This window comes from Pseudomonas benzopyrenica, from assembly GCF_036884265.1.
Lineage (GTDB): Bacteria > Pseudomonadota > Gammaproteobacteria > Pseudomonadales > Pseudomonadaceae > Chryseomonas > Chryseomonas benzopyrenica.
In genome coordinates, this window is record NZ_CP145723.1 from 2,682,870 (window position 1) to 2,704,194 (window position 21,325).

19 protein-coding genes and 1 other RNA gene are annotated in these 21,325 nt (G+C 67.8%); 9 read left to right on the plus strand and 11 right to left on the minus strand.

Annotated elements, in window-relative coordinates:
• Positions 1–35: 35 nt before the first annotated feature.
• Both V6W80_RS12715 and V6W80_RS12720 read right to left on the minus strand, forming a co-directional pair.
• Positions 36–1,331, minus strand: coding sequence for a PQQ-dependent sugar dehydrogenase (locus V6W80_RS12715; protein ID WP_160922611.1), 1,296 nt, complete (start codon positions 1,329–1,331; stop codon positions 36–38).
• Positions 1,328–1,756, minus strand: a complete 429-nt coding sequence (locus V6W80_RS12720; protein WP_160922612.1) for a DUF2231 domain-containing protein — start codon at positions 1,754–1,756, stop codon at positions 1,328–1,330. Before V6W80_RS12720 ends, V6W80_RS12715 begins: the two co-directional genes overlap by 4 nt.
• Before the next feature lie 264 nt (positions 1,757–2,020).
• Between V6W80_RS12720 and V6W80_RS12725 the strand changes: the two genes are divergently transcribed.
• Entirely contained in the window at positions 2,021–3,145 is a 1,125-nt protein-coding gene (locus V6W80_RS12725; protein ID WP_338544429.1) for an MFS transporter, read from the plus strand.
• Positions 3,146–3,199: 54 nt separating this feature from the next.
• Here the strand turns inward: V6W80_RS12725 and V6W80_RS12730 are convergent, their stop codons facing one another.
• Both V6W80_RS12730 and V6W80_RS12735 read right to left on the minus strand, forming a co-directional pair.
• Positions 3,200–4,525 (minus strand): M20/M25/M40 family metallo-hydrolase, encoded by a 1,326-nt coding sequence (locus V6W80_RS12730; RefSeq protein ID WP_338544430.1) that lies wholly within the window; start codon positions 4,523–4,525, stop codon positions 3,200–3,202.
• Positions 4,526–4,890: 365 nt separating this feature from the next.
• The gene (locus V6W80_RS12735) at positions 4,891–5,853 is read right to left on the minus strand and encodes an aromatic alcohol reductase (protein WP_338544431.1); all 963 of its coding nucleotides are present in this window, start codon (positions 5,851–5,853) and stop codon (positions 4,891–4,893) included.
• Between the two features lie 92 nt (positions 5,854–5,945).
• Between V6W80_RS12735 and V6W80_RS12740 the strand changes: the two genes are divergently transcribed.
• Positions 5,946–6,413 carry a winged helix-turn-helix transcriptional regulator gene (locus tag V6W80_RS12740; protein WP_338544432.1) on the plus strand — a complete coding sequence of 156 codons (468 nt, stop codon included), beginning with the start codon at positions 5,946–5,948 and terminating at the stop codon, positions 6,411–6,413.
• A gap of 130 nt (positions 6,414–6,543) precedes the next feature.
• On the plus strand, positions 6,544–7,167 hold the full coding sequence (locus tag V6W80_RS12745; protein ID WP_338544433.1) for a VOC family protein: 624 nt from the start codon (positions 6,544–6,546) through the stop codon (positions 7,165–7,167).
• A 48-nt stretch (positions 7,168–7,215) separates the two neighbouring features.
• Here the strand turns inward: V6W80_RS12745 and V6W80_RS12750 are convergent, their stop codons facing one another.
• The 7 genes from V6W80_RS12750 to V6W80_RS12780 form a co-directional block, all read right to left on the minus strand.
• Positions 7,216–8,430, minus strand: a complete 1,215-nt coding sequence (locus tag V6W80_RS12750; RefSeq protein WP_338544434.1) for an HD-GYP domain-containing protein — start codon at positions 8,428–8,430, stop codon at positions 7,216–7,218.
• Positions 8,431–8,683: 253 nt separating this feature from the next.
• On the minus strand, positions 8,684–10,312 hold the full coding sequence (locus V6W80_RS12755; RefSeq protein WP_338544435.1) for a methyl-accepting chemotaxis protein: 1,629 nt from the start codon (positions 10,310–10,312) through the stop codon (positions 8,684–8,686).
• 140 nt (positions 10,313–10,452) lie between these two features.
• Complete coding sequence (locus V6W80_RS12760) at positions 10,453–11,094, minus strand: response regulator transcription factor (protein WP_160922624.1); 642 nt, start codon at positions 11,092–11,094, stop codon at positions 10,453–10,455.
• On the minus strand, positions 11,091–12,149 hold the full coding sequence (locus V6W80_RS12765; RefSeq protein ID WP_338544436.1) for a sensor histidine kinase: 1,059 nt from the start codon (positions 12,147–12,149) through the stop codon (positions 11,091–11,093). Before V6W80_RS12765 ends, V6W80_RS12760 begins: the two co-directional genes overlap by 4 nt.
• Before the next feature lie 40 nt (positions 12,150–12,189).
• A non-coding RNA gene (locus V6W80_RS12770) (sX9 sRNA) lies at positions 12,190–12,265 on the minus strand.
• Between the two features lie 61 nt (positions 12,266–12,326).
• Positions 12,327–13,634, minus strand: a complete 1,308-nt coding sequence (locus V6W80_RS12775; protein ID WP_338544437.1) for an ABC transporter ATP-binding protein — start codon at positions 13,632–13,634, stop codon at positions 12,327–12,329.
• A gap of 13 nt (positions 13,635–13,647) precedes the next feature.
• Complete coding sequence (locus V6W80_RS12780; RefSeq protein WP_338544438.1) at positions 13,648–15,402, minus strand: ABC transporter permease; 1,755 nt, start codon at positions 15,400–15,402, stop codon at positions 13,648–13,650.
• 272 nt (positions 15,403–15,674) lie between these two features.
• Between V6W80_RS12780 and V6W80_RS12785 the strand changes: the two genes are divergently transcribed.
• Genes V6W80_RS12785 through V6W80_RS12810 form a run of 6 tightly spaced genes read left to right on the plus strand, consistent with a single transcriptional unit; the run spans position 15,675 to position 21,204 of the window.
• Positions 15,675–16,676 carry a LacI family DNA-binding transcriptional regulator gene (locus tag V6W80_RS12785; RefSeq protein ID WP_338544439.1) on the plus strand — a complete coding sequence of 334 codons (1,002 nt, stop codon included), beginning with the start codon at positions 15,675–15,677 and terminating at the stop codon, positions 16,674–16,676.
• Positions 16,673–17,686, plus strand: coding sequence for an ABC transporter substrate-binding protein (locus tag V6W80_RS12790; protein WP_338544440.1), 1,014 nt, complete (start codon positions 16,673–16,675; stop codon positions 17,684–17,686). Before V6W80_RS12785 ends, V6W80_RS12790 begins: the two co-directional genes overlap by 4 nt.
• 1 nt (position 17,687) lies before the next feature.
• Positions 17,688–18,545, plus strand: coding sequence for an ABC transporter permease (locus V6W80_RS12795; protein WP_338544441.1), 858 nt, complete (start codon positions 17,688–17,690; stop codon positions 18,543–18,545).
• The gene (locus V6W80_RS12800) at positions 18,542–19,336 is read left to right on the plus strand and encodes an ABC transporter permease (protein ID WP_338544442.1); all 795 of its coding nucleotides are present in this window, start codon (positions 18,542–18,544) and stop codon (positions 19,334–19,336) included. Before V6W80_RS12795 ends, V6W80_RS12800 begins: the two co-directional genes overlap by 4 nt.
• Positions 19,333–20,364: an ABC transporter ATP-binding protein gene (locus V6W80_RS12805; protein WP_338544443.1), complete on the plus strand. Its 1,032-nt coding sequence runs from the start codon at positions 19,333–19,335 to the stop codon at positions 20,362–20,364. Before V6W80_RS12800 ends, V6W80_RS12805 begins: the two co-directional genes overlap by 4 nt.
• Before the next feature lie 12 nt (positions 20,365–20,376).
• Entirely contained in the window at positions 20,377–21,204 is an 828-nt protein-coding gene (locus tag V6W80_RS12810; protein ID WP_338544444.1) for a phosphodiesterase, read from the plus strand.
• Positions 21,205–21,325: the final 121 nt, after the last annotated feature.

A 21,325-nucleotide genomic window follows, 5' to 3' on the forward strand; every position in this document is an offset into this window, starting at 1 on the left:
CGCCCCGAAAGACGGCAACCGGATCGTCACCCACCTTACTGGGTGCGCGTCACCCGCCAGACCGTATTGGCCAGGTCGTCGGCGATGATCACGCCGCCACGCTGGTCCACCGCCACCCCGACCGGTCGGCCGCGGGTCTTGCCATCGTCGCCAAAGAACCCGGTGGCGAAGTCGATGGGCTCGCCGGCCGGGCGGCCCTGCTGGAAGGGCACGAAGACCACGCGGTAGCCCACCGGCTTGTCGCGGTTCCAGCTGCCGTGTTCGCCAACGAAGACCCCATCGGTGAATTGCCCACCCACCGCCGCGGTGGAAAAGGTCACCCCCAGGGCGGCGACATGGGAGCCCAGGCTGTAGTCGGGCTTGATGGCGGCGGCGACCTTGGCCGGATCCTGCGGCTGGGCGCGGGTATCGACGTTCTGCCCCCAGTAGCTGTAGGGCCAGCCATAGAAGCCGCCCTCGCGGATGGAGGTCAGGTAGTCCGGCACCAGGTCCGGGCCGATCTCGTCGCGCTCGTTGGCCACCGCCCACAGCTGGCCGCTGTCGGGCTGGATGGCCAGGGCGGTGGGATTGCGCACCCCGGTGGCATAGTTCTTGTGCGCGCCGCTCTGGGCATCGATCTGCCAGATCACCGCGCGATCCACCTCGACATCCATGCCGCGCTCGCCGACGTTGCTGTTGGAGCCGATGCCCACATAGAGGTAGCGACCATCGGCGCTCGCGGCGAGGGACTTGGTCCAGTGGTGATTGATCGCCGCCGGCAGGTCGACCAGCTTGTCCGGCGCGCCGCTGGCCTGGGTCTGGCCGTCCTGGTAGGGAAAGCTGACCAGGGCGTCCTGGTTGGCCACATAGATCCGCCCATTGGCGAAGGCCAGGCCATAGGGCGCGTTGAGATTCTCGGCGAACACGGTCTTGAGTTCGTACTTGCCATCGCCGTCGGCATCGCGCAGCAGCGTCAGGCGATTGCCACCCTTCACCTGGGTGTTGCCCTGGGCCTTGATGTAGCCGGCGATGACGTCCTTGGGCTTCAGCTTCGGCGCGTTGCCGCCACGGCCCTCGGCCACCAGGATGTCGCCATTGGGCAGCACCAGCATCTGCCGTGGAATGCGCAGGTCAGTGGCGATGGCGGTGATGGTGTAGCCCTGGGGCACGGTGGGCGTGCGATCGCCCCAGGGGGCCGGCTCGGCGATCTTCATGCTCGGCAGGAGGCCGCGCTGGGGTTCGGGCAGCTTGGGATCGGGTCCGCGCGCCTGGGTGTCGGCACCGCCTTCGTTGCCGCAGGCGGCCAGCAGCACGGCCAGACCAAGGACGCTCAAGGCTCTTGGAGTGCTCATCGAACCACCTCCGAACGCAGGTTGGAGAGGGCGATCCAGGCGGCCACCAGGCTCAGCACCGAAACCACCACCGAGAGGATCAGCCCGGCGGGCATCACCGCCCAGGCATCCTTGGCGTGTTCGAAGGCATTGACCAGCCCCAGCACCCAGGCCAGCAGCAGCAGCAGGAAATAGGCCACCGGTCGGCGACCCCGGAAACGGGCGCCAAAGAGGTTGCCCAGAGCGAACAGCAGGGCCAGCCCGGACAGCAACAGGGCGCCGGCGATCAGCCAGGCGGCGAAGTTGGCCCACTGGATCTGCATCGTCTGGTAATAGGCGATATCGCTGAGCAGACCGCCGATGAACAGCGGGACGGAGCCGGCCAGCAGCAGCGCGTGCAGCGGGCCGGGCCGGACAGGATGGTAATGGTGGGCAGCTACGGTCACTGACGACTCCTTTTCATGACGGGACGTGGCAGGGCCGGGCAGCCACTGCGCGGCGCAAGACGCACTGAAAAGGATTGCGCGCATGGCGGGTTAGTTCAGCCGTTTCGCTTGGCGGACACCTCTTGCAAAAGAAGAGATAATGACAGCCTCGTTGCAGCCGCGGCCTCTGCCTCGCGTCTGTCCGGCACCGCCGTCCCTGCAATCCGCTGTCCAGCTGCCGACCGAAGGGCTGGACGTCACCTCGTCCATAGGAATTTTCTGCGCATGAGCTCTTCCCGGTCCGTCGACCAGGCCTCCCGGCGCGCGGCCATCGTCCTCGCCTTCTGCCTGCCCAGCGACGTGCTGCTCTACCTCGTCCTGCCCATGTACGCTCCGGTCTTCGGCATCACCCTGATCGAAGCCGGCATCCTGCTGGCCGCCAACCGGGTGATCCGCATCGTCGGCTATCGCTATGTGGTGCAGCTTTATGCCCGCTGCGGCGACCGGCGCAGCCTGGTGGTGGCCGCCGCGGTGGCCGCCCTCTGCGCCCTGGGCAACGCCAACCTCTCGGGTTTCTGGGCGCTGCTGGGGCTACGGCTGGCCTGGGGCCTGAGTTTCGCCACCTTCAACCTGTCCACCCAGGTTCTGGCCACCGCCGACCCGGCCGGCGCCGCCCGGCGCACCGGCACCTCCCGGGCGCTGATCGCCATCGGTCCCATGCTCGCCCTCTCCGCGGGTGCCTGGCTCACCCTGCAGTACGGGCCGCGCGCCGTGCTGCTGCTGAGCAGCGGTCTCTGCCTGATCGGGCTGCTGTTGGCCCTGGGGCTGCCGCGCGCCGGTCACGAGTTGCCGGCGCCCGGACGGCGCCTACGCTGGCCGGATCGCATTGTCACCTGGTCCTTCATCGAAGGCGTGACCCTAGACGGCCTGTTCATCTTTGGCCTGTCGGCCTTTTCCCAGGCGGTGCTGGGCGGCAACGCGGTACTGGTGGCCGGCTTGCTGATGGCGCTGCGTTATGTGTCCGACATGCTGCTCAGCCCCCTCGGCGGTCGGGCGGCGGATCGCTATGGCGCGGCGCCCATGCTGGTGGTCTGCTCGACGCTGACCGCGCTGTTCCTGATCGCCTTCGGCTTCCACTGGCTGATCCTCGGCGCCGGCGGCGTACTGATCCTGCGCGCCCTGCAGATCCCCCTGGTGGTGACCCTGGTCGCCACCCGCCATCCCGGTCAGGCCCGGCTGCCGGCGCTGGCCTCCAACGCCATGTGGCGCGACGTGGGTGCCAGCGTGGGGCCGCTGCTGGCGGGCGTGCTCATCCCGCTGGTGCCTTCGACCCTGCTGTATCCGCTGTCCGGCCTGGCGATCTTGGTCAGCTCCCTGGCGTGCCTGGGCGTGAAGCCGGCGCGCGAGTGAGCCCGCCGGCCCTGGCATCCCGCCCTAGCGGACGGGTGCCAGGGGAGCCTGGTGCTACTTGCCTTTCGCCTGCAGCACCGGCTCGCTGACGCCCTTGACGCCCACCAGGGTCAGACTGGTCAGCAGCACGTTCTGCGGGCCCTGGTAGGCGTCCACCGGCTTGTACCACTCCGCCAGCGAGTGGGCACTGCCGCCCTCCCCGCCGCCGCTGATGGTCATGGCTGGCACGCCCAGGGACATGGCGGTGTTGGAGTCGGTGCTGCCGCCGCTCAAGGTGACCTTGGCGCCGTTGGTGACGGCGACGATGGCGCGCTGCGCCGTCTGCACCATGGGCGAATCCTCCGCCGTGCTACCGGCCGGACGATCACCGATCAGCTTGATGTCGACCGAAATCTGATCGGTGTCCCAGCGCTTGTTCTCCTCCTTCACCGCGTCCTGCACCAGGGCCAGGATCTCCTTCTCTTCGGCCAGCAGCGCGGCCTCCTCGTTGGATCTCATGTCCAGGGTCAGGCGCGCTTCGCCGGCGATGGCGTTGACCGAGGTGCCGCCCTGCACCGTGCCCACGGTAAAGGTGGTCTTGGGCTCCTTGGGCGGCCGCACCTCGGCGATCTTGGCGATGGCACGGCCCATGGCGTGGATGGCGCTGGGTCGCCCGAATTCGGCGAAGCTGTGGCCACCCGGACCCTTGAAGGTCATCTCGTAGCGGTGGCTGCCGGTGCCGCGATTGACGATCCGCCGCACGTCGATGCCATCCACTGAGATGAAGCCGTCGATGCCCTGGCGATCCTTGAACAGGGCCTTCACCCCGCGCAGGTTGCCCAGCTCCTCCTCGCCCACGGTGCCGACGAAGATCAGGTCACCCACCGTCTCGATGCCGCTCTTGTTCAGGGCGTCGATCACCGACAGCAGCGCCGCCAGGCCCCGGGCGTCATCGCCGATACCGGGGCCGTAGGTCTTGCCGTCCTGTTCCTTGAGGGTCAGGTCGGTGCCCTCGGGGAACACCGTATCCAGGTGCGCCGAGACCACCAGCTGCGGACCCTGGCCGCTGCCCTTGCGCGTGGCGATCACATAGCCTTCCGGGGCGATGCTGGCGTCCTTGAGACCCAGCTCCTGGAAACGCTTGAGGTAATACTCGGCCCGCACCTTTTCCTTGAACGGCGGCGAGGGAATCTGGGCGATGTGCTTCTGTTCCGTGAAGGTGCGGCCATCATCGGCGCGCAGCGCGTCCAGGGCCTTGGCGACCCGGGCATCGCCCTGCACGGCGGAGAGGGAACCCTCGACGCCCGGCGCGGCGGCCAGGGGCAGCGCCAGGGTGGCAGTCGCTGCGGTAAGCACTAGAGCGGAAAAGCGGTTGGCCAAGGCCGAACGAGCAAAAGACATCTGACACTCCCATTGCCTGAATTGGTATTCCGAAGAAGCGCAATCGTCAGACGAATGCGCCCCGCCTGACCCTAGGTGCCCGCGAACGAAAGGTCAAAGAACCGGGCGCTCTCAGATATGCAGCGTCGCTGAGGGTGCTGCCTTCGACTCAGGAGTCCAGAAACCTCCGCCCCTCGCCGGCCAGTCCCAGCAGCCGCGGGCAGCTCTCGGTGCCGCGCTTGGCCAGGGCGGCGGGCGGAAAGGTCGCCACGGGAGGAAACGACGTTTGAGCCGTTATCGGACATCCGCGCGCCCACCTCACGCCCTTGAACGGGAGGGGATCCTGGCACTGCCTGAAGGGGATGACCCTCAAGGCCCGGCCAGGCTCACTCGGCCCGCCCGGCCTCGCCCAGGTGCTCCAGCGCCCACTGCTCTGCGCTGGTCACCGCGAATCCGTGCCGGGCATTGAAGGTGTTTTCCATCGGCCAGGCGACGCCGCGGGCCTGGGCGAAGACGGCACGGTACTTCTTGATGTGCTTGGCATTCTCGTCGGACTCCTGCTCCATGGCGTCCACCAGGTAGGGAACCGGCCAGACATTGGTTTTGAAGGGACGCTTCAATACCCCCTCCAACAGGCCGGCCACCTCGCCATAGGCCAGGGTATCGCCGGCGAGATAGACGATTTCATTGCAGAAACGTGGCTCGAAGAAGACGATCTCCGCGGTCAGCCTGCCGATATCCTCGGGGGTCGTCAGCGTGACGCAGGTATCCAGGCTGCCCAGTCCATTCACGGTATCCGTTACGAGGTCGACCACCCCGAACACGGGTTCGAACAGGAAGCTGGTGAACATCCCGGTGGAGATGATCACCCACTCGGTCTGGCGCTGGGCGCGCAGCAATTCCCGCACCTCGAGTTGCGCATCGAACAGGTCCTGGGGACTGCCACGACCGATGACGTCGTAGTCCACCCCGAATTGCCAGGGAAAGTAGCGTTTCACGCCGGAGGCGAGTGCTGCACGCGCCAGTTTCATGGGGGTTTCCCGTCCTGCCACCATGCCGGCACAACCGACGACGGTATCGAATTGGGCGAAGACCGCCGCCAGCTGCTCGATGGAATCCCTGACCAGGTCGGCAGCAACCAGCTCGACGCCGAGCGCGCGCAGCTCGTCTATCTCCCTTTTCTTGCCAGGCTCCTGGCTGTCGAGCGTGGACTGGCGCAGCAGCACGCTGATCCGCGAGCCCGGCTTTTGCCCGGAGAGCCGGGCGAGATTGCGCAGCACCGGCAGGCCGAGTTCGCCGGCGCCGAGCACGAGAATGGATTGGGTTGCGGTAGGGAATTGGGCAGTCATCATGACTCCTGACGTCAGGTGTAAGATGAGCGAATGCTGGCAGACGCCAGCGGCGCTCAGAAGAAGGCACACGCGTGATACCAGGGGATGAGATGACCGATCTGGAGATCCTCCGACAGTCTGAAGCCATCTGCCAGACGCTCAGGCGGGACGAAGACGGCGTACGCCGGGAGGTGCTGACCCATGCGGGCAGTCGCTGGTCCCTGGGGGTCCTGCATGCGCTTGGAGTCTATGGCGTCATGCGGCATGCCGAGCTGGCGCGGCAACTGTCGGGCATCACCCAGCGGATGCTGACCAAGACCCTGCGCGCCCTCGAACGTGACGGCCTGCTGCTGCGCCACGACTTCGACGAAGTCCCGCCCCGGGTCGAATACGAATTGACGCCGCTGGGCCTGAGTCTGCTGATCCGGATGACGCCCATCTGGACCTGGGTCATCGAGAATGTCGAAGACTTCCGCGCCGCGCGCCGTGCCTTCGATGAGCGAGTTCACGAGAAGCCGGCGTGGCAATCGCCAAGGCCCATGCCGGACGAGCCAATTGGCGAAGACCCACGGCCCTGAATGGGACCGCCAGGACAACCCACCGCGTTCCGCGGTGGCCGCCATCGTGACCCAGGCCTGGCCGGTGAACGCCAAACGGATCCTACCGCCCCTTTCGTGCTCGCACCTTACCCACTCAGGAGTCGCACCCATGAGACTTTCCAGCCTGGATCATCTGGTCGTCGTGGCCCCGACCCTCGCCGCGGGCGCTCTGCATGTCGAGCAGCGCCTGGGCGTGGCGCTGCAGCCCGGCGGCAAACACGCGCGCATGGGCACCCACAACCTCCTGCTGCGCCTGGGTGACTGCTACCTGGAAGTCATAGCCCCGGACCCCGACGCTCCACCGCCGACCAGACCACGCTGGTTCGGGTTGGATGAGCTGGGCCCCGATGCCGAGCCCCGCCTGGCCCACTGGGTGGCCAGGACCCGGGGATTGGCAGAGGCGGATGCGCGCCTCATGCAGACCTTCGGCCGCATCGAGTCGATGACCCGCGGCACGCTGGCCTGGCAGATCTCGATCCACGCCGATGGGCAGCTGCCGCTGAGCGGTGTCCTGCCCAGCCTGATCGATTGGGGCGACGCCCGGCACCCCGCGGCTGCGCTGATCGATCAGGGCTGCCGCCTGCAGCGCCTGGAGCTCAGGCATCCCGATGCCGCAGTGCTCGGGCAACAGCTGGAGGCGATCGGCTTTTCCGGACCCGTCGCGGTGATGCCTGGCGAGAGACCCGGCTTGCTGGCCTATCTGGAGACGCCAACGGGTCTGAAGACCCTTTGATGGCCAACCGCTGACGGCTGACGGCTGACGGCTGACCCGCTCGCCCGCTCAGACCGGCACCACCAGCCCCTGGGCACGATAGGCATCGATATCGATGCCATAGGCACCCGAGGGCTTCACCGCGCGGACGCTGATGAGGCGCCCCTGCTGATCGAGCGGATTGCGCGCCAGGTCGAGTACCTGCTCCGGTCGCGGCTGCTTGCTGGTGTCCAGCACGATCAGCACCCGCGGCTTCAATTTGCTGCCGGCGTCGAAGCCGATGATGATGCCCACCTCGCCGGTGCTCAGCTCGACGATCTCGCCCGGCGGATAGACGCCGATCAGCTGGATGAAGGCCAGGACGACGGTTTCGTCGAATTGCGTGCCCCGCGCTTCGAAAAGGACCCGCAAGGCTTCCAGGCTGGAACGGCCCTCGCTGTAGGGGCGATCGCTGGTGATGGCGTCATAGGCGTCCACCACGGCGATAATCTTGGCCTTGAAGGGGATGCGCTGCGCCGGCAGTTGCCGCGGATACCCCTTGCCATCCACCCGTTCGTGATGGGTATGGGCGACATCGACGGCAGCGGGCGGCACCTCGCTGTTGCCCATCAGCAATTGCCAGCCATAGGTGGTATGGGCCTGCATGATGAGAAATTCTTCGTCGGTCAGGCGACCGGGCTTGTTGAGGATCTCGTCGGGTACCTTGATCTTGCCGACGTCGTGCAGCATGCCGCATACCCCGAGCTCTTCCAGCTCCAGGGGCAGCATGCCCAGGGCCTTGCCCAAGGCGATGGCATAAAGGGAAACGCGCAGGCAGTGCTCCGCGGTGTAATGGTCACGCTGCTTGATGCGTGCCAGCCACAGGCTGGCCGCGGGATGCTTGAGCACGCTCTCGACGCACGCCCCCACCGCACGCCGCACCTCGCTGACGTCGAGCTCTTGGCCGAACCGGACGGCGTCGAGCATGCGCATCGACACGGCGCGGGCGTCCCGCCACACCGGTTCGGTGGCCTTGACCGCCTCCCGGTAGTCGATGGCATAGGTCCTGGTCTGATCACCGGCCGGCAGGTTGGCTGCCAGGGGGGTCACCGAATGGCTCTGACGGCGGTCCACCCAGACAAATTCGCAGGTGTCGCGCAGGGTGCGGAGGTCCTGCACGCTCTGAATGGGAAAACCCTGGAACAGGAAAGGCGTGCCCGCCCAGGGCCGATCCAGTTCGCAGACGTACATGCCCAGCTGCAACTGGGAGACCGGCAGTCTGATGCTGTATTCGGGCAGAGCCATGGTGTCTACAGGAGCGCCTTGATGGATTCGGCTACTTAAATATTGCAATAACCATTTATAGCAAAAAGCCACCATACCTCAAAGAACAGGGTACGCCCTTACCGACGAGCCGGCAGAATTCAGTCGTCAGAGGTAATTTATCTGACATTAACCAGCAGACAGCCCCCCCTCGAACGCTCGGCGCCAGGGAAACTCCCCTGGCAGCAAAGGCGGAGCAATTCCAGGCGCGCAGTATCTTCTGCGCGCCCTCCCCTCAGGCCAGCTTGAAGCGTCGCACCAGCGTCCGCAGTTCGCCGGCCAGTTCGGACAGCTGTTCGCTGGCACCCACGGTTTCGCGGTTGCCGTCGCTGGTCTGCACCGAGAGATCGCGGATGCTGATGAGGTTGCGGTCGACCTCGCGGGAGACATGGGCCTGTTCTTCGGAGGCGGTGGCGATCTGCAGGTTGCGCTCGTCGATCAGGCGCACGGCCTGGAGGATGTCGCTCAGCGCCGCCCCGGCTTCCTGAGCCACCGCATAGGTGGCCTGGGCCTGGGTGGTGCTGAGCTGCATGGAATCCACAGCTTCGGCCGAGCCCTTCTGGATCGCCTGGATCATCTGCTCGATCTCACGGGTGGAGGTCTGGGTGCGATGCGCCAGGGCGCGGACCTCGTCGGCGACCACGGCGAAACCGCGACCCTGCTCGCCCGCCCGGGCGGCCTCGATGGCCGCGTTGAGCGCCAGCAAATTGGTCTGCTCGGCGATGGCGCCGATCACGCTGAGCACCTGGCTGATGTCCTGGGCCTGGCCAGCCAGGCCTTCGACCTGCACCGAGGTGGACTGCACCTGCTGCGTGAGGCGCTGCATGGCGTCGAGGGCTTGACCGACCTTGGCATTGCCGTTTTCCGCCGCCGCACTGGATTCCCGCGCAGCCTGGGAGGTGGAGGACGCATTGCGGGCCACCTCTTCCACCGCGGCGCTCATCTCGGTGACCGCGGTGGCGGCCTGGTCGATCTCGGCGTTCTGGCTCGCCAGGGCCCGACTGGCCTGGTCGGTGACGGCGTGCATGGTGCGCGCGGTGTCGCTCAGGCGGTTGGACGAACCGGAGATGCCATGCAGGGTGTCCTTGAGGTTGTCCTGCATCTGCGCCAGGGCGCGCATCAGGCCGGCGGCTTCGTCCCTGCCGCTGGGATCTATCTTGCCGGTCAGCTCGCCTTGGGCGATGGCATCGGCCACGGCCAGGGAAGCCCCGATCGGCTGGGCCAGACTGCGAGTCAGGCGCCAGGCCAGCAGCAGGGTCACCAGCAGCGCCAGCAGCATGATGCCGACGACAATGCTGACGCTGCGGTCATAGATGCCGGTAGCTGCTGCACCTGCCTGACGGGCGCCTTCGCTGTTGAACTCGCGCAGCCGGGTCAATTGCTCCTGATAGCCTTCGGCGCGCTGGCGCTGCTCGCCATTGGCCAGTTTGAGGGCCTCGGCGCGATCGCTGGCGGCCAGGGTCACGACCCGATCCAGTCCGTCCAGATAGCCTTTCATCTGCAGCGCGGCCTGGTCGAAGTTGCTGCGTTCCTCGGCGGTGGAAATCAGGTGGTCACGATAATAGGCCGTCCGGGCGTTCATCAGATCGCGATTCACATGGATCTGCCGGGTGGCGAGGGCCATGGCGGCACTGTCCTCGCTGGCCAGCAACCGGATGCTTTCGAGGCGGGTGTGCAGCAGCGCGACCTGGATGTCATCGGTGGTCTGGACGCTCGCCAGCCATTCGGCCTCCATCGCCTGCTCGGTGGCGCGTAGGGCCTTGAGCTGGACCAGGGCGAAGGCGCCGAGCAGCATCACGAACAGGGTGACTGTGCCAAAGCACAGGATGGCGCGGGGGGCGATGCGTAGCTGACGAAGGTTCAAGACAGGCTCCTTGGATCGGCGGAAGGCGATCCTCTAAAGCCCGTATCGACTGACTAATTTCTTTCTTTAGCGCGTCAGCGATTGGCGCGACAAGAAAGCTGTAGAGGTTGTCCAGCGGCTGTACGGCGCGTCGCAACGGCCTAGCCGCGTGACGCCCCCAGCCGCTCGACCATCTTGACCAGCTCCGCCAGGGAGCCGGCCTGCAGCTTGCGCATGAGGGCCGCGCGGCGCACCTTCACGGTGATCTCGCTGACCCCCAGCTGGGCGGCGATCTGCTTGTTGAGCAGCCCAGTCACCACCCGCGCCAGCACCGCCCGTTCGCCCTCGTTGAGGGTGTCGAGGCGGGTCTGCAACTCCATCAACTGCCGGCGCTGGGCATGGGCCTCCTGCGCCCTGCGCAGTGCCTGGTCGATGGCATCGAGCAGGTCCTGGTCACGAAACGGCTTGGTGAGGAATTCCAGGGCGCCCTGCTTCATCGCCCGGACCGACATGGGGATGTCGCCATGGCCGGTGATGAAGATGATCGGCAAGGCCAGGCCACGCCGCTGCAATTCCTGCTGCAGGTCCAGGCCGTTCATGCCGGGCATGCGCACGTCCAGCACCAGGCAGCCCGGTTCGTCCAGCCTGGCCCGGTCGAGAAAGTCGGCGGCCGAAACATAGCTGCGGGTGCTGAGCCCCACGGACGCCAGCAGGTCTTCCAAGGCGGCGCGGACCGAGGCGTCGTCGTCCACCAAGTGGACCAGGGTGGGCTGGGTTTGGTCGGTCATGCTCGCTGAGGTCATGGTTGTGGATCCTTGGGCAGGCTGCAGTAGACCCCGGTGCCCCCTTCCGGCAGCGAGGTGGCCCAGATCCGCCCGCCATGGGCTTCGACGATGGAGCGACTGAGCGCCAGTCCCAGGCCCATGCCCTGCGCCTTGGTGGTGTAGAAGGCCTCGAACATCTGCTCAAGCGCGCCGGGCGTCAAGCCGCGACCGCTGTCCTCCACGCCCAGGCGGATGGCGCCAGCGGTGTCCTGCCCCACCTGGATGACCAGCCGGCGCTGCTCGGGAGCGACTCCTTCGAGGGCATCCAGGGCATTGAGCAGCAGATTGAGGATGACCTGCTGCAACTGGCTCTCGTCGGCCAGCAGCGGCGGCAAGCCCTCCTGCAGGCGCACCTCCACGGCCACCTGGCGCTCGGCCAGTTCGGCGCGGACGAAATCCAGCACCTTTTCCACGGTAGCGGCGAGGTTGAGCCAATCCTTGGCCACCTGTGCCTGGCGCACCAGGCTGCGCACCCGGGCGATCACCGCGCTGGCGCGATGGGCGTCGTCGATGACCCGTTGCGCGGCCTGCACGGCGCGCTCCACCTGGGGCGGCTGATTGCTCAACCAGCGCTGGCAGGCATTGCCACTGGCGGCGATGGCGGTGAGCGGCTGATTCACCTCATGGGCGATAGAAGCGGCCAATTCACCCAGCTGGCTCAGGCGTCCGGCCTGGACCAGCCGGGCGCGGGCCGCATCGGCGGCGCGCTTGGCCGCCTCCAGGCGCAGCGACAGCGCCGCGACCGCGACGATGGCCAGGAGGCTGATGATGCAGTTGACCAGCCCGGCCTCGCGGTCGCCGGTACGGGTGGCCAGGTAGCTGCAGAGCACCAGCCCCGCGCAACCCAGCGCCGTGACCGTGACCCCGCGGGTGGACAGGAAACCCGCGGCCAGGAGCACCACGACCACCTGGAAGACACCAATGGCGATCTCCCGATCGGTCAGGGTGTCCAGCAAGGCAATGCCCAGCGCCAGGGCGCAGAGCCCCCCGAGCCGTAGCCAGTGGGTGGTGGTGGCGAAGGGTCGTCGATCCATGGCCAGTTTCTCGTTCGTAGTCGCGTGGACGTCCTAGAGCGGCTAACAAAACGTAGCGAGCGGTTGTCAGGCGGGTGCGCGCGGCGCGCAGGAACCGCAGTGTACGAGCGGTACATGAGGATTCCGAGCACTGCACGCGCCCGTCTGGCGGACTCGCAGTAGTTTTATTAGTCGCTCTTAGCCCGGATTTTCCAGGCTGAACATATCGGCCGCCTGATCATAGGCGAAGAGCTCACCATAGCGCCCCCACTGGATGACGCTGCCGAGGGTGCGCGCGGCGTCGGCTTCGTCCATGAAGTCCTCCAGCTCGTCACGGAAACGCCGCGCCGGCGCCGTGTGACCCTGGCGATCGTCCAGTACCCGGCGGATATGGGCCACCAGGGGCACGAAGTTGAGCAACTGGCGGGCGAACAGCTGCTTGCGCACGTCCACCCCCGCCTCGACATAGGCACGACCCGCCGGCAGCAGGCGCAGGTCGCCCCCTTCGAGGACCGCCAGGCGCAGCAGCTGCAGCACCTCGGCCAGGGGAAAGAGCTCGTCCAGTGCATAGCCCAGGCCACCGGCCAGTTCCGGCAGGTCGGCGCGACCGTCATAGGGCGCGGCCTGGACCGCCTCCAGCATCCCGGCCAGGGCATTGGTAGAGACGGTCGGCAGCCGCATCCCCAGGCCGTTGCCGGGAACGCCCCCTTCGTGGGGTGCCGGCGTGGTCTCGCCGGTCATGCGCACATAGATTTCCTCCACCAGTTCGCGGAAGGCCGGATCATGGCGATTGCGCGGCTGCGGCAAGTCGATACGGATCTCGCTGGCGACGCGGCCGGGATTGCTGGAGAAGATCAGCACCCGATCGCAGAGCAGCACCGCCTCGGCGATGTTGTGGGTGACCATGAGGATCGAGCGGATCGGCATGCGCCCTTCGACCCAGAGGTCGAGCAGGTCGGTGCGCAGGGTCTCGGCGGTGAGCACGTCCAGCGCCGAGAAAGGTTCGTCCATCAGCAGCACGTCCGGGTGCACCACCAGGGCACGGGCCAGGCCGACGCGCTGGCGCATGCCGCCGGAGAGCTCCTTGGGATAGGCGCTCTCGAAGCCGTCCAGGCCGATCAGGTCGATGGCGGCCAGGGCGCGGCGACGGCGCTCGTCCAGCGGCACGTGCAGCGCCTCCAGGCCGATCTCGACGTTCTGCAGCACGGTCAGCCAGGGAAACAGCGCGAAGCTCTGGAATACCATGCTGACCCGGGCGCGCTGGCCGTCGTCCTTGGGCGGGAAAGCGACGGTGCCGCCGCTGGGGGTGAGCAGCCCGGCGATGGATCTGAGCAAGGTCGACTTGCCCGAACCGGAGCGCCCCAGCAGGCCGACGATCTCGTTTTCGTGCAAGGACAGGGACACTTCGTCCAGCACGACCCGGGCCGGGCCACCGGCGTTGCCGTACAGCTGGCGGACGTTCTGCACGTCGATGAGGGGACGCGGGTTCAAGGTAGGCAGGTTCATGGCAGGTCTCCTCTCAATCGAGCCGCAGGCGCCGTTCGGCGTAGGCATACAGGGGCCGCCAGAGCAGCCGGTTGAAACCAAGGACGAAGATCGACATCACCACGATGCCCAGGGCGACCCGGGGGAAGTCACCGGCGGTGGTCATCTGCGCGATGTAGGCACCCAGGCCATGGGCCTGCAGGCGCTCGTTGCCCCAGCTCACCACCTCGGCGACGATGCTGGCGTTCCAGGAGCCGCCCGCGGCGGTCAGGGCGCCGGTGACGTAGTAGGGAAAGATCGCCGGCAGGGCCAGCTGCCGCCACCACTGCCAGCGCCTGAGGCCGAACAGCCGGGCCGCTTCGCGCAGGTCGTTGGGCAGCACGCTGGCGCCGGCGATGACGTTGAACAGGATGTACCACTGGGTGCCCAGCACCATCAGCGGCGACAGCCAGATGTCCGGATTGAGATGGAAGCTGACGATGCCCACCACCGCCACCGGGAACAGTACGTTGGCCGGGAAGGCGGCGAGGAACTGGGCCACCGCCTGCAAGCGCTGCGACCAGCCCGGGCGCAGGCCGATCCAGACGCCGATGGGCACCCAGATCAGGCTGGCGACGGCGATCAGCAGCAGCACCCGGGCCATGGTCAGCAGACCCAGGCCGAGCACCGAGACCGCTTCCACCCAATAGACGTCTGCAGCGATGAAGCGATACAGCGCATAGATGCCATAGGGCAGCACCAGCAGCAGCGCGCCGTACCAGAGCATGTCCAGCCCGCGTTGCAGCCAGGCGCGGCTTTGAGGCGCCAGGTGCCAGTGCGGCCAGGGGCGGCGGATCCGCGGGGTGGCTAGCTGGATGCAGAAGCTGCCGAAGCCACCCAGCATGCGGCCCAGGCGCGCGCGGCGGACCAGGTCGTAGACCCAGGAGCGCGGCACCTGCTGGCTGGCGGTCTGCTCGACGCGGAAGCGATCGGCCCAGGCCACCACCGGGCGGAAGAACAGCTGGTCGTAGACCAGGATCACCAGCCCCATGGCCAGCACCGCCCAGCCGATGGCAGCGATGTCCTGCCGGGCGATGGCCAGGGCCAGCCAGGAGCCGATGCCCGGCAGGTTGATGGTGTTGTCGCCCACGGTGATGGCTTCCGAGGCCACCACGAAGAACCAGCCACCGGACATGGACATCATGGTGTTCCATACCAGACCGGGGATGGCGAACGGCAGCTCCAGGCGGAAGAACCGCCGCCAGGGTGACAGCCCGAACTGGCGACTCACCTGCTGCAGGTCCTCGGGCACCGTGCGCAGCGACTGGTAGAAGCCGAACGCCATGTTCCAGGCCTGGCTGGTGAAGATGGCGAAGATGGCGGCGCACTCGGCGCCCAGTTGCCGCCCCGGGAACAGGCCCAGGAAGAAGCTGACGGTAAAGGTCAGGAAGCCGAGGATGGGTACCGACTGCAGGATGTCGATGGCCGGCAGGATCAGCAGCTCCGCCTTGCGACTCTTGGCCGCCAGGGTGGCGAAGACGAAGGTGAACAGCAGCGAGGCGCCCAGGGCGATGAACATGCGCAGGGTGGTGCGCAGGGCGTACTCGGGCAGCCGCGCCAGGTCCAGGGTCATGGGATCGGCGTCGAGCACGGCCAGGGGCGCGCGCATCTCGGCGACGCCGTGCCAGACCAGCGCCAGGGCGATCAGCCCGAGTGCCAGGCAGAGGGCATCGGCCCATAGGGAGGTGGGACGTTGCCGCAGCGGGCGCGGCGCCACGGCAGGGGTGTAGAGGCCAGGAAGGGTCTTCATGGCGTACCTCTTTGGATAGGGGCCTGGGGAGAGCGGCCGACCCTGCCGCGCAGGGTCCGGACACCGGGCTAATCTAGGCTCGCCACCCCGTCCAAGCCATTGAAACGAAGGACGTCTGGCTATACCAAGGTATATCCCGGCCCTGCCCTCGCCTGCTGCCCTGCGCGCCGGAGCCCGTCTCCAGAGCAGAAGCTTCATCGCGCTGTCATCGTCCCGACATCTGCCGCCGGCATTGTCTGCCGCCAATGAGATCGATCTCAAACGAGGCCGGCATGACCGATCTGAAACAGGTAGCGCAACAGGCGGGGGTCTCCCGGGCCACGGCGGCGCGCGCCTTCGCCAACCCCGAGCAGGTGCGCGAGAGCACCCGGCAGCGGGTGCTGGACGCCGCGCGCAGTCTCAATTTCCGTCCCAATCTGCTGGGTCGCCAGCTGCGTCAGCAGAGCACCCGGCTGATCGGCGTGGTGGTGCCCAGCCTGCTCAACCCGGTGTTCGCCGAGCAGTTGCAGGCCATGGAACGCACCGCGCGCAGCCAGGGGTATTCCCTGGTGATCGCCACCACCGACTACCAGCCCGAGCGCGAAGCGGCGGTGGTGGAGGAGCTACTGCGCCAGCGCGTCGCCGGCCTGGTACTGACGGTGGCCGATGCCGACCGTAGCGAGGTGCTGGCCGAGCTGAGCCAGGAGCGGACGCCCTTCATTCTCGCCTATCACGAACCCCAGCGCCCCTATGCGGCGGTGGCGGTGGACAATCGCCAGGGCATGGCCATGGCCACCGAGCACCTGCTCGGCCTGGGGCACCGCCGCATCGCCCTGGTCTCGGGACCGGCGCTGCAGTCGGATCGCAGCGAGCGCCGCTTCGCCGGCTATTGCCAGGCGATGGCCGCCGCCGGCCTGCCGACGCCGCCGCGCCTGGAGCTGGCCAGCCACACCGACGCCGACTGGGCGGAGCTGGCGCCGCTGCTGGAGCGTCACGCCCCGACCGCCTTGCTCTGCACCAACGACCTGCTGGCCATCAGCGTCATCGCCGAACTGCAGCGCCACGGGGTGCCCGTCCCCGAACAACTCTCGGTAGTGGGCTTCGATGGCATCGCCATGGGCGCCCGACTGGAACCCAGCCTGTGCAGCGTCATGCAGCCCTTGCAGAGCCTGGGCGCCGTGCTCGTCACCGAATTGCTGGCGCTGATCGCCGGCAGCCCCATCCACCAGAGGTGTCTGCCCTGCCTCGTCCGTCCCGGCACCAGTGCCGGTCCCTTGAAGGAGCCTTGCCGATGAAATCCCGTTTCCCCTTGCGTCGTCTCCTGGCCGGCGTCGCCCTGGCCTGCGGGCTGGCCAGCGCCCAGGCCGCCGAAACCGCCATCTGCTACAACTGCCCGCTGGAATGGGCCGACTGGGGCGCCCAGCTCAAGGCCATCGCCGCCGACACCGGCATCCAGGTGCCCCAGGACAACAAGAATTCCGGCCAGTCGCTGGCCCAGCTGGTGGCCGAACGCGAAGCCCCGGTGGCCGACGTCGTCTACTACGGGGTGACCTTCGGCATCCAGGCCGACAAGGCCGGGGTGCTGCAGCCCTATCGGCCCAAGCACTGGGACCAGGTCCCCGCCGGCCTCAAGGACCCCAAGGGCCAGTGGACCGCCATCCACTCCGGCACCCTCGGTTTCATGGTCAATACCCAGGCCCTGGGCGGCAAGCCGATACCCCAGCGCTGGAGCGATCTGCTCAAACCCGATTACCGCGGCCTGGTGGGCTATCTCGATCCCTCCAGCGCCTTCGTCGGCTACGTCACCGCGGTGGCGCTCAACCAGGCGCTGGGCGGTAGCCTCGACGACTTCGGTCCGGCCATGGCCTTCTTCAAGAAACTGGCCGCCAACGATCCCATCGTGCCCAAGCAGACCGCCTATGCCCGCCTGCTCTCCGGCGAGATCCCAATTCTGGTGGACTACGACTTCAACGCCTATCGCGCCCGCTACAAGGACCAGGCGCCGGTGACCTTCGTCATTCCCCAGGAAGGCAGCCTGACGGTGCCCTACACCATGAGCCTGGTGAAGGGCGCGCCGCACCGCGCCAACGGCGAGAAGGTGCTGGACTACGTGCTGTCGGACAAGGGCCAGGCGCTCTGGGCCCAGGCCTATCTGCGCCCGGTGCGGGACGTGCCGCTGCCGGACGAGGTGAAGGCGCGCTTCCTGCCCGCCGCCGACTATGCCCGCGCCGGCACCGTCGACTACGGCCACATGGCGGCGGTCCAGGAAGCCTTCGCCAAACGTTACCAGGCCGAGGTGCGCTGAGATGCAGGGCCTCGCCGTTTCCCTCGGGCGCCGCCGGGTGCCGCGCCGGCTGCCCTGGCCGGTGCTCGTCGCCCTGGCACCGGCGAGCGCCTTTTTGCTGGCGTTCTGGCTGCTGCCGCTGGCGCAGCTGCTGGTGCTCGGCGCCCGCCCGGACGCCGCCGGCAGCTCCGGCTACTGGCAGGTGCTGACCAGCGCCGGCTATCTGTCCGGACTCGCCCAGACGGTGGCCCTGGCCGCCGTTACCACCCTGGCCACCCTGCTGGTGGCCGGCATCGCCGGTTGCTTTCTGGCGCGCCATGCCTTCCCTGGGCGTAGCCTGCTGGTGGCGCTGCTGACCTTTCCACTGGCTTTTCCCGGCGTGGTGGTGGGCTTTTTGATCATCCTGCTGGGTGGCCGCCAGGGCCTGTTCGCCGGCCTCGGCCGCAGTCTCTTCGGTGAGCCCTGGGTGTTCGCCTATTCGCTGTTCGGGCTGTTTCTCGGCTATCTCTATTTCTCCATTCCGCGGGTGATCCTCACGGTGATGGCGGCCTGCGAGACCCTCGACACCAGTCTGGAAGAAGCCGCCCGCTCCCTGGGTGCCGGGCTCTTCGCCGTGGTGCGTGATGTGCTGATCCCCGGATTGACCCCGGCGCTGCTGTCCAGCGGCGCGCTGTGCTTCGCCACCGCCATGGGCGCCTTCGGCACCGCCTTCACCCTCGGCACGCGCCTGGCGGTGACGCCCATCGCCATCTACGACACCTTCACCAACTTCGCCAACTTCGGCGTCGCCGCGGCGCTCTCGGTGGTGCTCGGCCTCGTCACCTGGCTGGTCCTGCTGCTGGCCCGGCGCCTCGGCGGTGTCCAGGGAGACCTGCGATGAATCGACCCCTGCGCTTCTGGCTGCAACTGCTGTTCACCCTGCTGGTGGCGGCCTTCCTATTGGTGCCGGTGCTGCTCTCGGTGCTGGCCGGCCTCACCCGCAACTACTTCCAGGGCCTCGCCAGCGGCCTCACCCCCGACTGGGTGCTGCAGGTCTGGCAGGCCTATGCCCCCACCGTCTGGCTGTCGCTGCAACTGGCGCTGGGCACGGCGGCCCTCGCGGTCGTGCTCGGTGTCCCTGCGGCCTATGCCCTGGTACGGCTGGACAACAGATTCGCCCGCGCCTTCGAGGAATTGCTGGTGTTGCCGGTGGCCATGCCCGGCTTCGCCTCGGCTCTGGCGCTGCTGCTGACCTACGGCCACATCGGCGGCTTGCGTCGCAGCCCGGCGATCATCCTGGTGGGTCACCTGCTATTCACCCTGCCCTTCCTGATCCGCCCGGTGATGGCCGTGCTCAGGCGCAGCCAGCTGCCGCAATTGGAAGAAGCGGCGGCGAGCCTGGGCGCCGGTCCCTGGCGGCGCTTCTTCGGCGTGGTGGTGCCCAATGCCCGCGCCGGCATCCTCGCCGGCAGCCTCATGGTGATCACCCTGTCGCTGGGGGAATTCAACCTCACCTGGATGCTGCACACGCCCCTGACCAAGACCCTGCCGGTGGGCCTGGCCGACAGCTACGCCTCGGCGCGGCTGGAGGTGGGCTCCGCCTACACCCTGATCTTCCTCTTGCTGATCGTGCCGCTGCTGGTCGCCCTCCAGGCCATCAGCGCCCGTCTCTCCCGTGGAGCCCTGCGATGACCCAAGGTACCGCCGTCCGCCTGCGCCACTGCGCCAAGACCTTTGCCGGGGGCCGCCAGGTGCTGCAGCCCCTGGACCTCGACATCCACCCGGGCGAGACCCTGGTGTTCCTCGGCCCGTCCGGCTGTGGCAAGACCACCACCCTGCGGCTGATCGCCGGCCTGGAGCAGCCCGATGCCGGCGGCCAGGTGCTGTTCGACGAACGTGACGTCACCGACCTGCCCATCGAGCGCCGCGACGTCGGCATGGTGTTCCAGAACTACGCCCTGTTTCCCAACCTGGACGTGGCCGGCAACATCGCCTACGGCCTGAAGATCCGCGGCCTGCCGCGCGCCGAGCGCGATGCCCGGGTCGCCGAATTGCTGGCCATGATGCAGCTGGAGGCCCTGGCCGAGCGGCGCATCCAGCAGCTGTCCGGCGGCCAGCGCCAGCGCGTGGCCCTGGCCCGGGCGCTGGCGCCACGCCCCCGGGTGCTGTTGTTCGACGAACCCCTGGCGGCGCTGGACGCCCAGCTGCGCGAGCAGCTGCGGGCCGACATCGGCGCCCTGTTGCGCGAACTCGGCACCACCGCGGTCTACGTCACCCACGACCAGCAGGAAGCCCTGGCTCTGGGCGATCGCATCGTGGTGATGGGCGAAGGCCGCATCGCCCAGATCGGCACCCCGACGCAGATCTACCAGCGGCCGGCCAGTCGCTTCGTCGCCGGTTTCGTCGGCCAGCTCAACCGCTTCGAGGTGCGCGGCCACAGCGGCGCCGAGGTGGCGGTCGCCGGCGGACGGCTGCCCTGGACCGGCGCTGCCAGCACCCTGTTCTGTCGCCCGGAACACCTGGAGCCGAGCACGACGCCCGCGCACCTCACCGGCATCTTGGTTGGCCAGTTCTTCCAGGGCGCCCATTCGCGATTGCTGGTGGAGGTGGGCACCGGACAGCCGCTGCTGGTGGACACCGCCCAGCACGTCCAGGCCCAGCCCGGCGACCTGCTGCACCTGAACGTGCGCCCCGACGCCCTCTTCACCCTGGCTTGCTGACTGGAGACCCTCATGCACGCGCCCTTCCTGCTGGCCCAGCTCAGCGACCTGCACATCAAGGCCGGCGGCCGGCTGTCCTACGGGGTGGTCGATACCCTCGGCGCCCTGCGCCTGGCGGTGGACCGCCTCAATGCCCTGCAACCGCGCCCGGACGCCCTGGTCATCACCGGCGACCTGGTGGACTTCGGCACCCCCGAGGAATACGCCACCCTGCGCGAGATGCTGGCCGAACTGGCCATGCCCTTCTTCGTCATCCCTGGCAATCACGACGACCGCACCGCCCTGCGCGCCGCCTTCGCCGATCACCCCTATCTGCCGGCCCAGGGCACCCTGGACTGGCAGCAGGACTGCGGCCCGCTGCGGCTGATCGGGCTGGATACCCATATTCCCGGCGAGCACGGGGGGCGTCTCGACGCCGCGCAACTGGCCTGGCTCGACGACCAGCTCAGCCAGGCACCCGACCAGCCGACCCTGGTGCTCCTGCACCATCCGCCGTTCCCGGTCGGCATCGGCCATATGGATCGCATCGGCCTGGACGGCGGCGCTGAACTGGAAGCCGTGATCCGCCGCCATCCCCAAGTGGAGCGGCTGCTTTGCGGTCATCTGCACCGGCTGATCCAGCGCCGCTTCGGCGGCACCCTGGCCTGCGTCTGTCCCGGCGTGTCGCACCAGGTCGACCTGGACCTGCGCGAAGCGGCGCCGTCGCGCTTCCGCCTGGAGCCGCCGGGCCTGCTGCTGCATCGCTGGGCGGACGCGGCCCTGGTGACCCACCATCTGCCGCTGGGCAACTATCCGGGGCCCTACCCCTTCTTCGCCGCCGATGGCCAGTTGCTGGACTGACACCGCCCCGTTTCGGGTCCGGAGGTAGCAAAGCGGCCGCTAATGCGATCCAGGCTGGTGCAAAAGGTAACGCCAGCGCCGGACCGCTTTGACCGGCGGCCCAGCACTGGCGGGTACCGGG

Bases quoted from the DNA above. Each gene is read 5' to 3' on its own strand.
- V6W80_RS12715 (WP_160922611.1), bottom strand. From the start codon at position 1,331: ATGAGCACTCCAAGAGCCTTGAGCGTCCTTGGTCTGGCCGTGCTGCTG.
- V6W80_RS12725 (WP_338544429.1), top strand. From the start codon at position 2,021: ATGAGCTCTTCCCGGTCCGTCGACCAGGCCTCCCGGCGCGCGGCCATC.
- V6W80_RS12730 (WP_338544430.1), bottom strand. From the start codon at position 4,525: ATGTCTTTTGCTCGTTCGGCCTTGGCCAACCGCTTTTCCGCTCTAGTG.
- V6W80_RS12735 (WP_338544431.1), bottom strand. From the start codon at position 5,853: ATGACTGCCCAATTCCCTACCGCAACCCAATCCATTCTCGTGCTCGGC.
- V6W80_RS12740 (WP_338544432.1), top strand. From the start codon at position 5,946: ATGACCGATCTGGAGATCCTCCGACAGTCTGAAGCCATCTGCCAGACG.
- V6W80_RS12745 (WP_338544433.1), top strand. From the start codon at position 6,544: ATGAGACTTTCCAGCCTGGATCATCTGGTCGTCGTGGCCCCGACCCTC.
- V6W80_RS12750 (WP_338544434.1), bottom strand. From the start codon at position 8,430: ATGGCTCTGCCCGAATACAGCATCAGACTGCCGGTCTCCCAGTTGCAG.
- V6W80_RS12760 (WP_160922624.1), bottom strand. From the start codon at position 11,094: ATGACCTCAGCGAGCATGACCGACCAAACCCAGCCCACCCTGGTCCAC.
- V6W80_RS12765 (WP_338544436.1), bottom strand. From the start codon at position 12,149: ATGGATCGACGACCCTTCGCCACCACCACCCACTGGCTACGGCTCGGG.
- V6W80_RS12775 (WP_338544437.1), bottom strand. From the start codon at position 13,634: ATGAACCTGCCTACCTTGAACCCGCGTCCCCTCATCGACGTGCAGAAC.
- V6W80_RS12780 (WP_338544438.1), bottom strand. From the start codon at position 15,402: ATGAAGACCCTTCCTGGCCTCTACACCCCTGCCGTGGCGCCGCGCCCG.
- V6W80_RS12785 (WP_338544439.1), top strand. From the start codon at position 15,675: ATGACCGATCTGAAACAGGTAGCGCAACAGGCGGGGGTCTCCCGGGCC.
- V6W80_RS12790 (WP_338544440.1), top strand. From the start codon at position 16,673: ATGAAATCCCGTTTCCCCTTGCGTCGTCTCCTGGCCGGCGTCGCCCTG.
- V6W80_RS12795 (WP_338544441.1), top strand. From the start codon at position 17,688: ATGCAGGGCCTCGCCGTTTCCCTCGGGCGCCGCCGGGTGCCGCGCCGG.
- V6W80_RS12800 (WP_338544442.1), top strand. From the start codon at position 18,542: ATGAATCGACCCCTGCGCTTCTGGCTGCAACTGCTGTTCACCCTGCTG.
- V6W80_RS12805 (WP_338544443.1), top strand. From the start codon at position 19,333: ATGACCCAAGGTACCGCCGTCCGCCTGCGCCACTGCGCCAAGACCTTT.
- V6W80_RS12810 (WP_338544444.1), top strand. From the start codon at position 20,377: ATGCACGCGCCCTTCCTGCTGGCCCAGCTCAGCGACCTGCACATCAAG.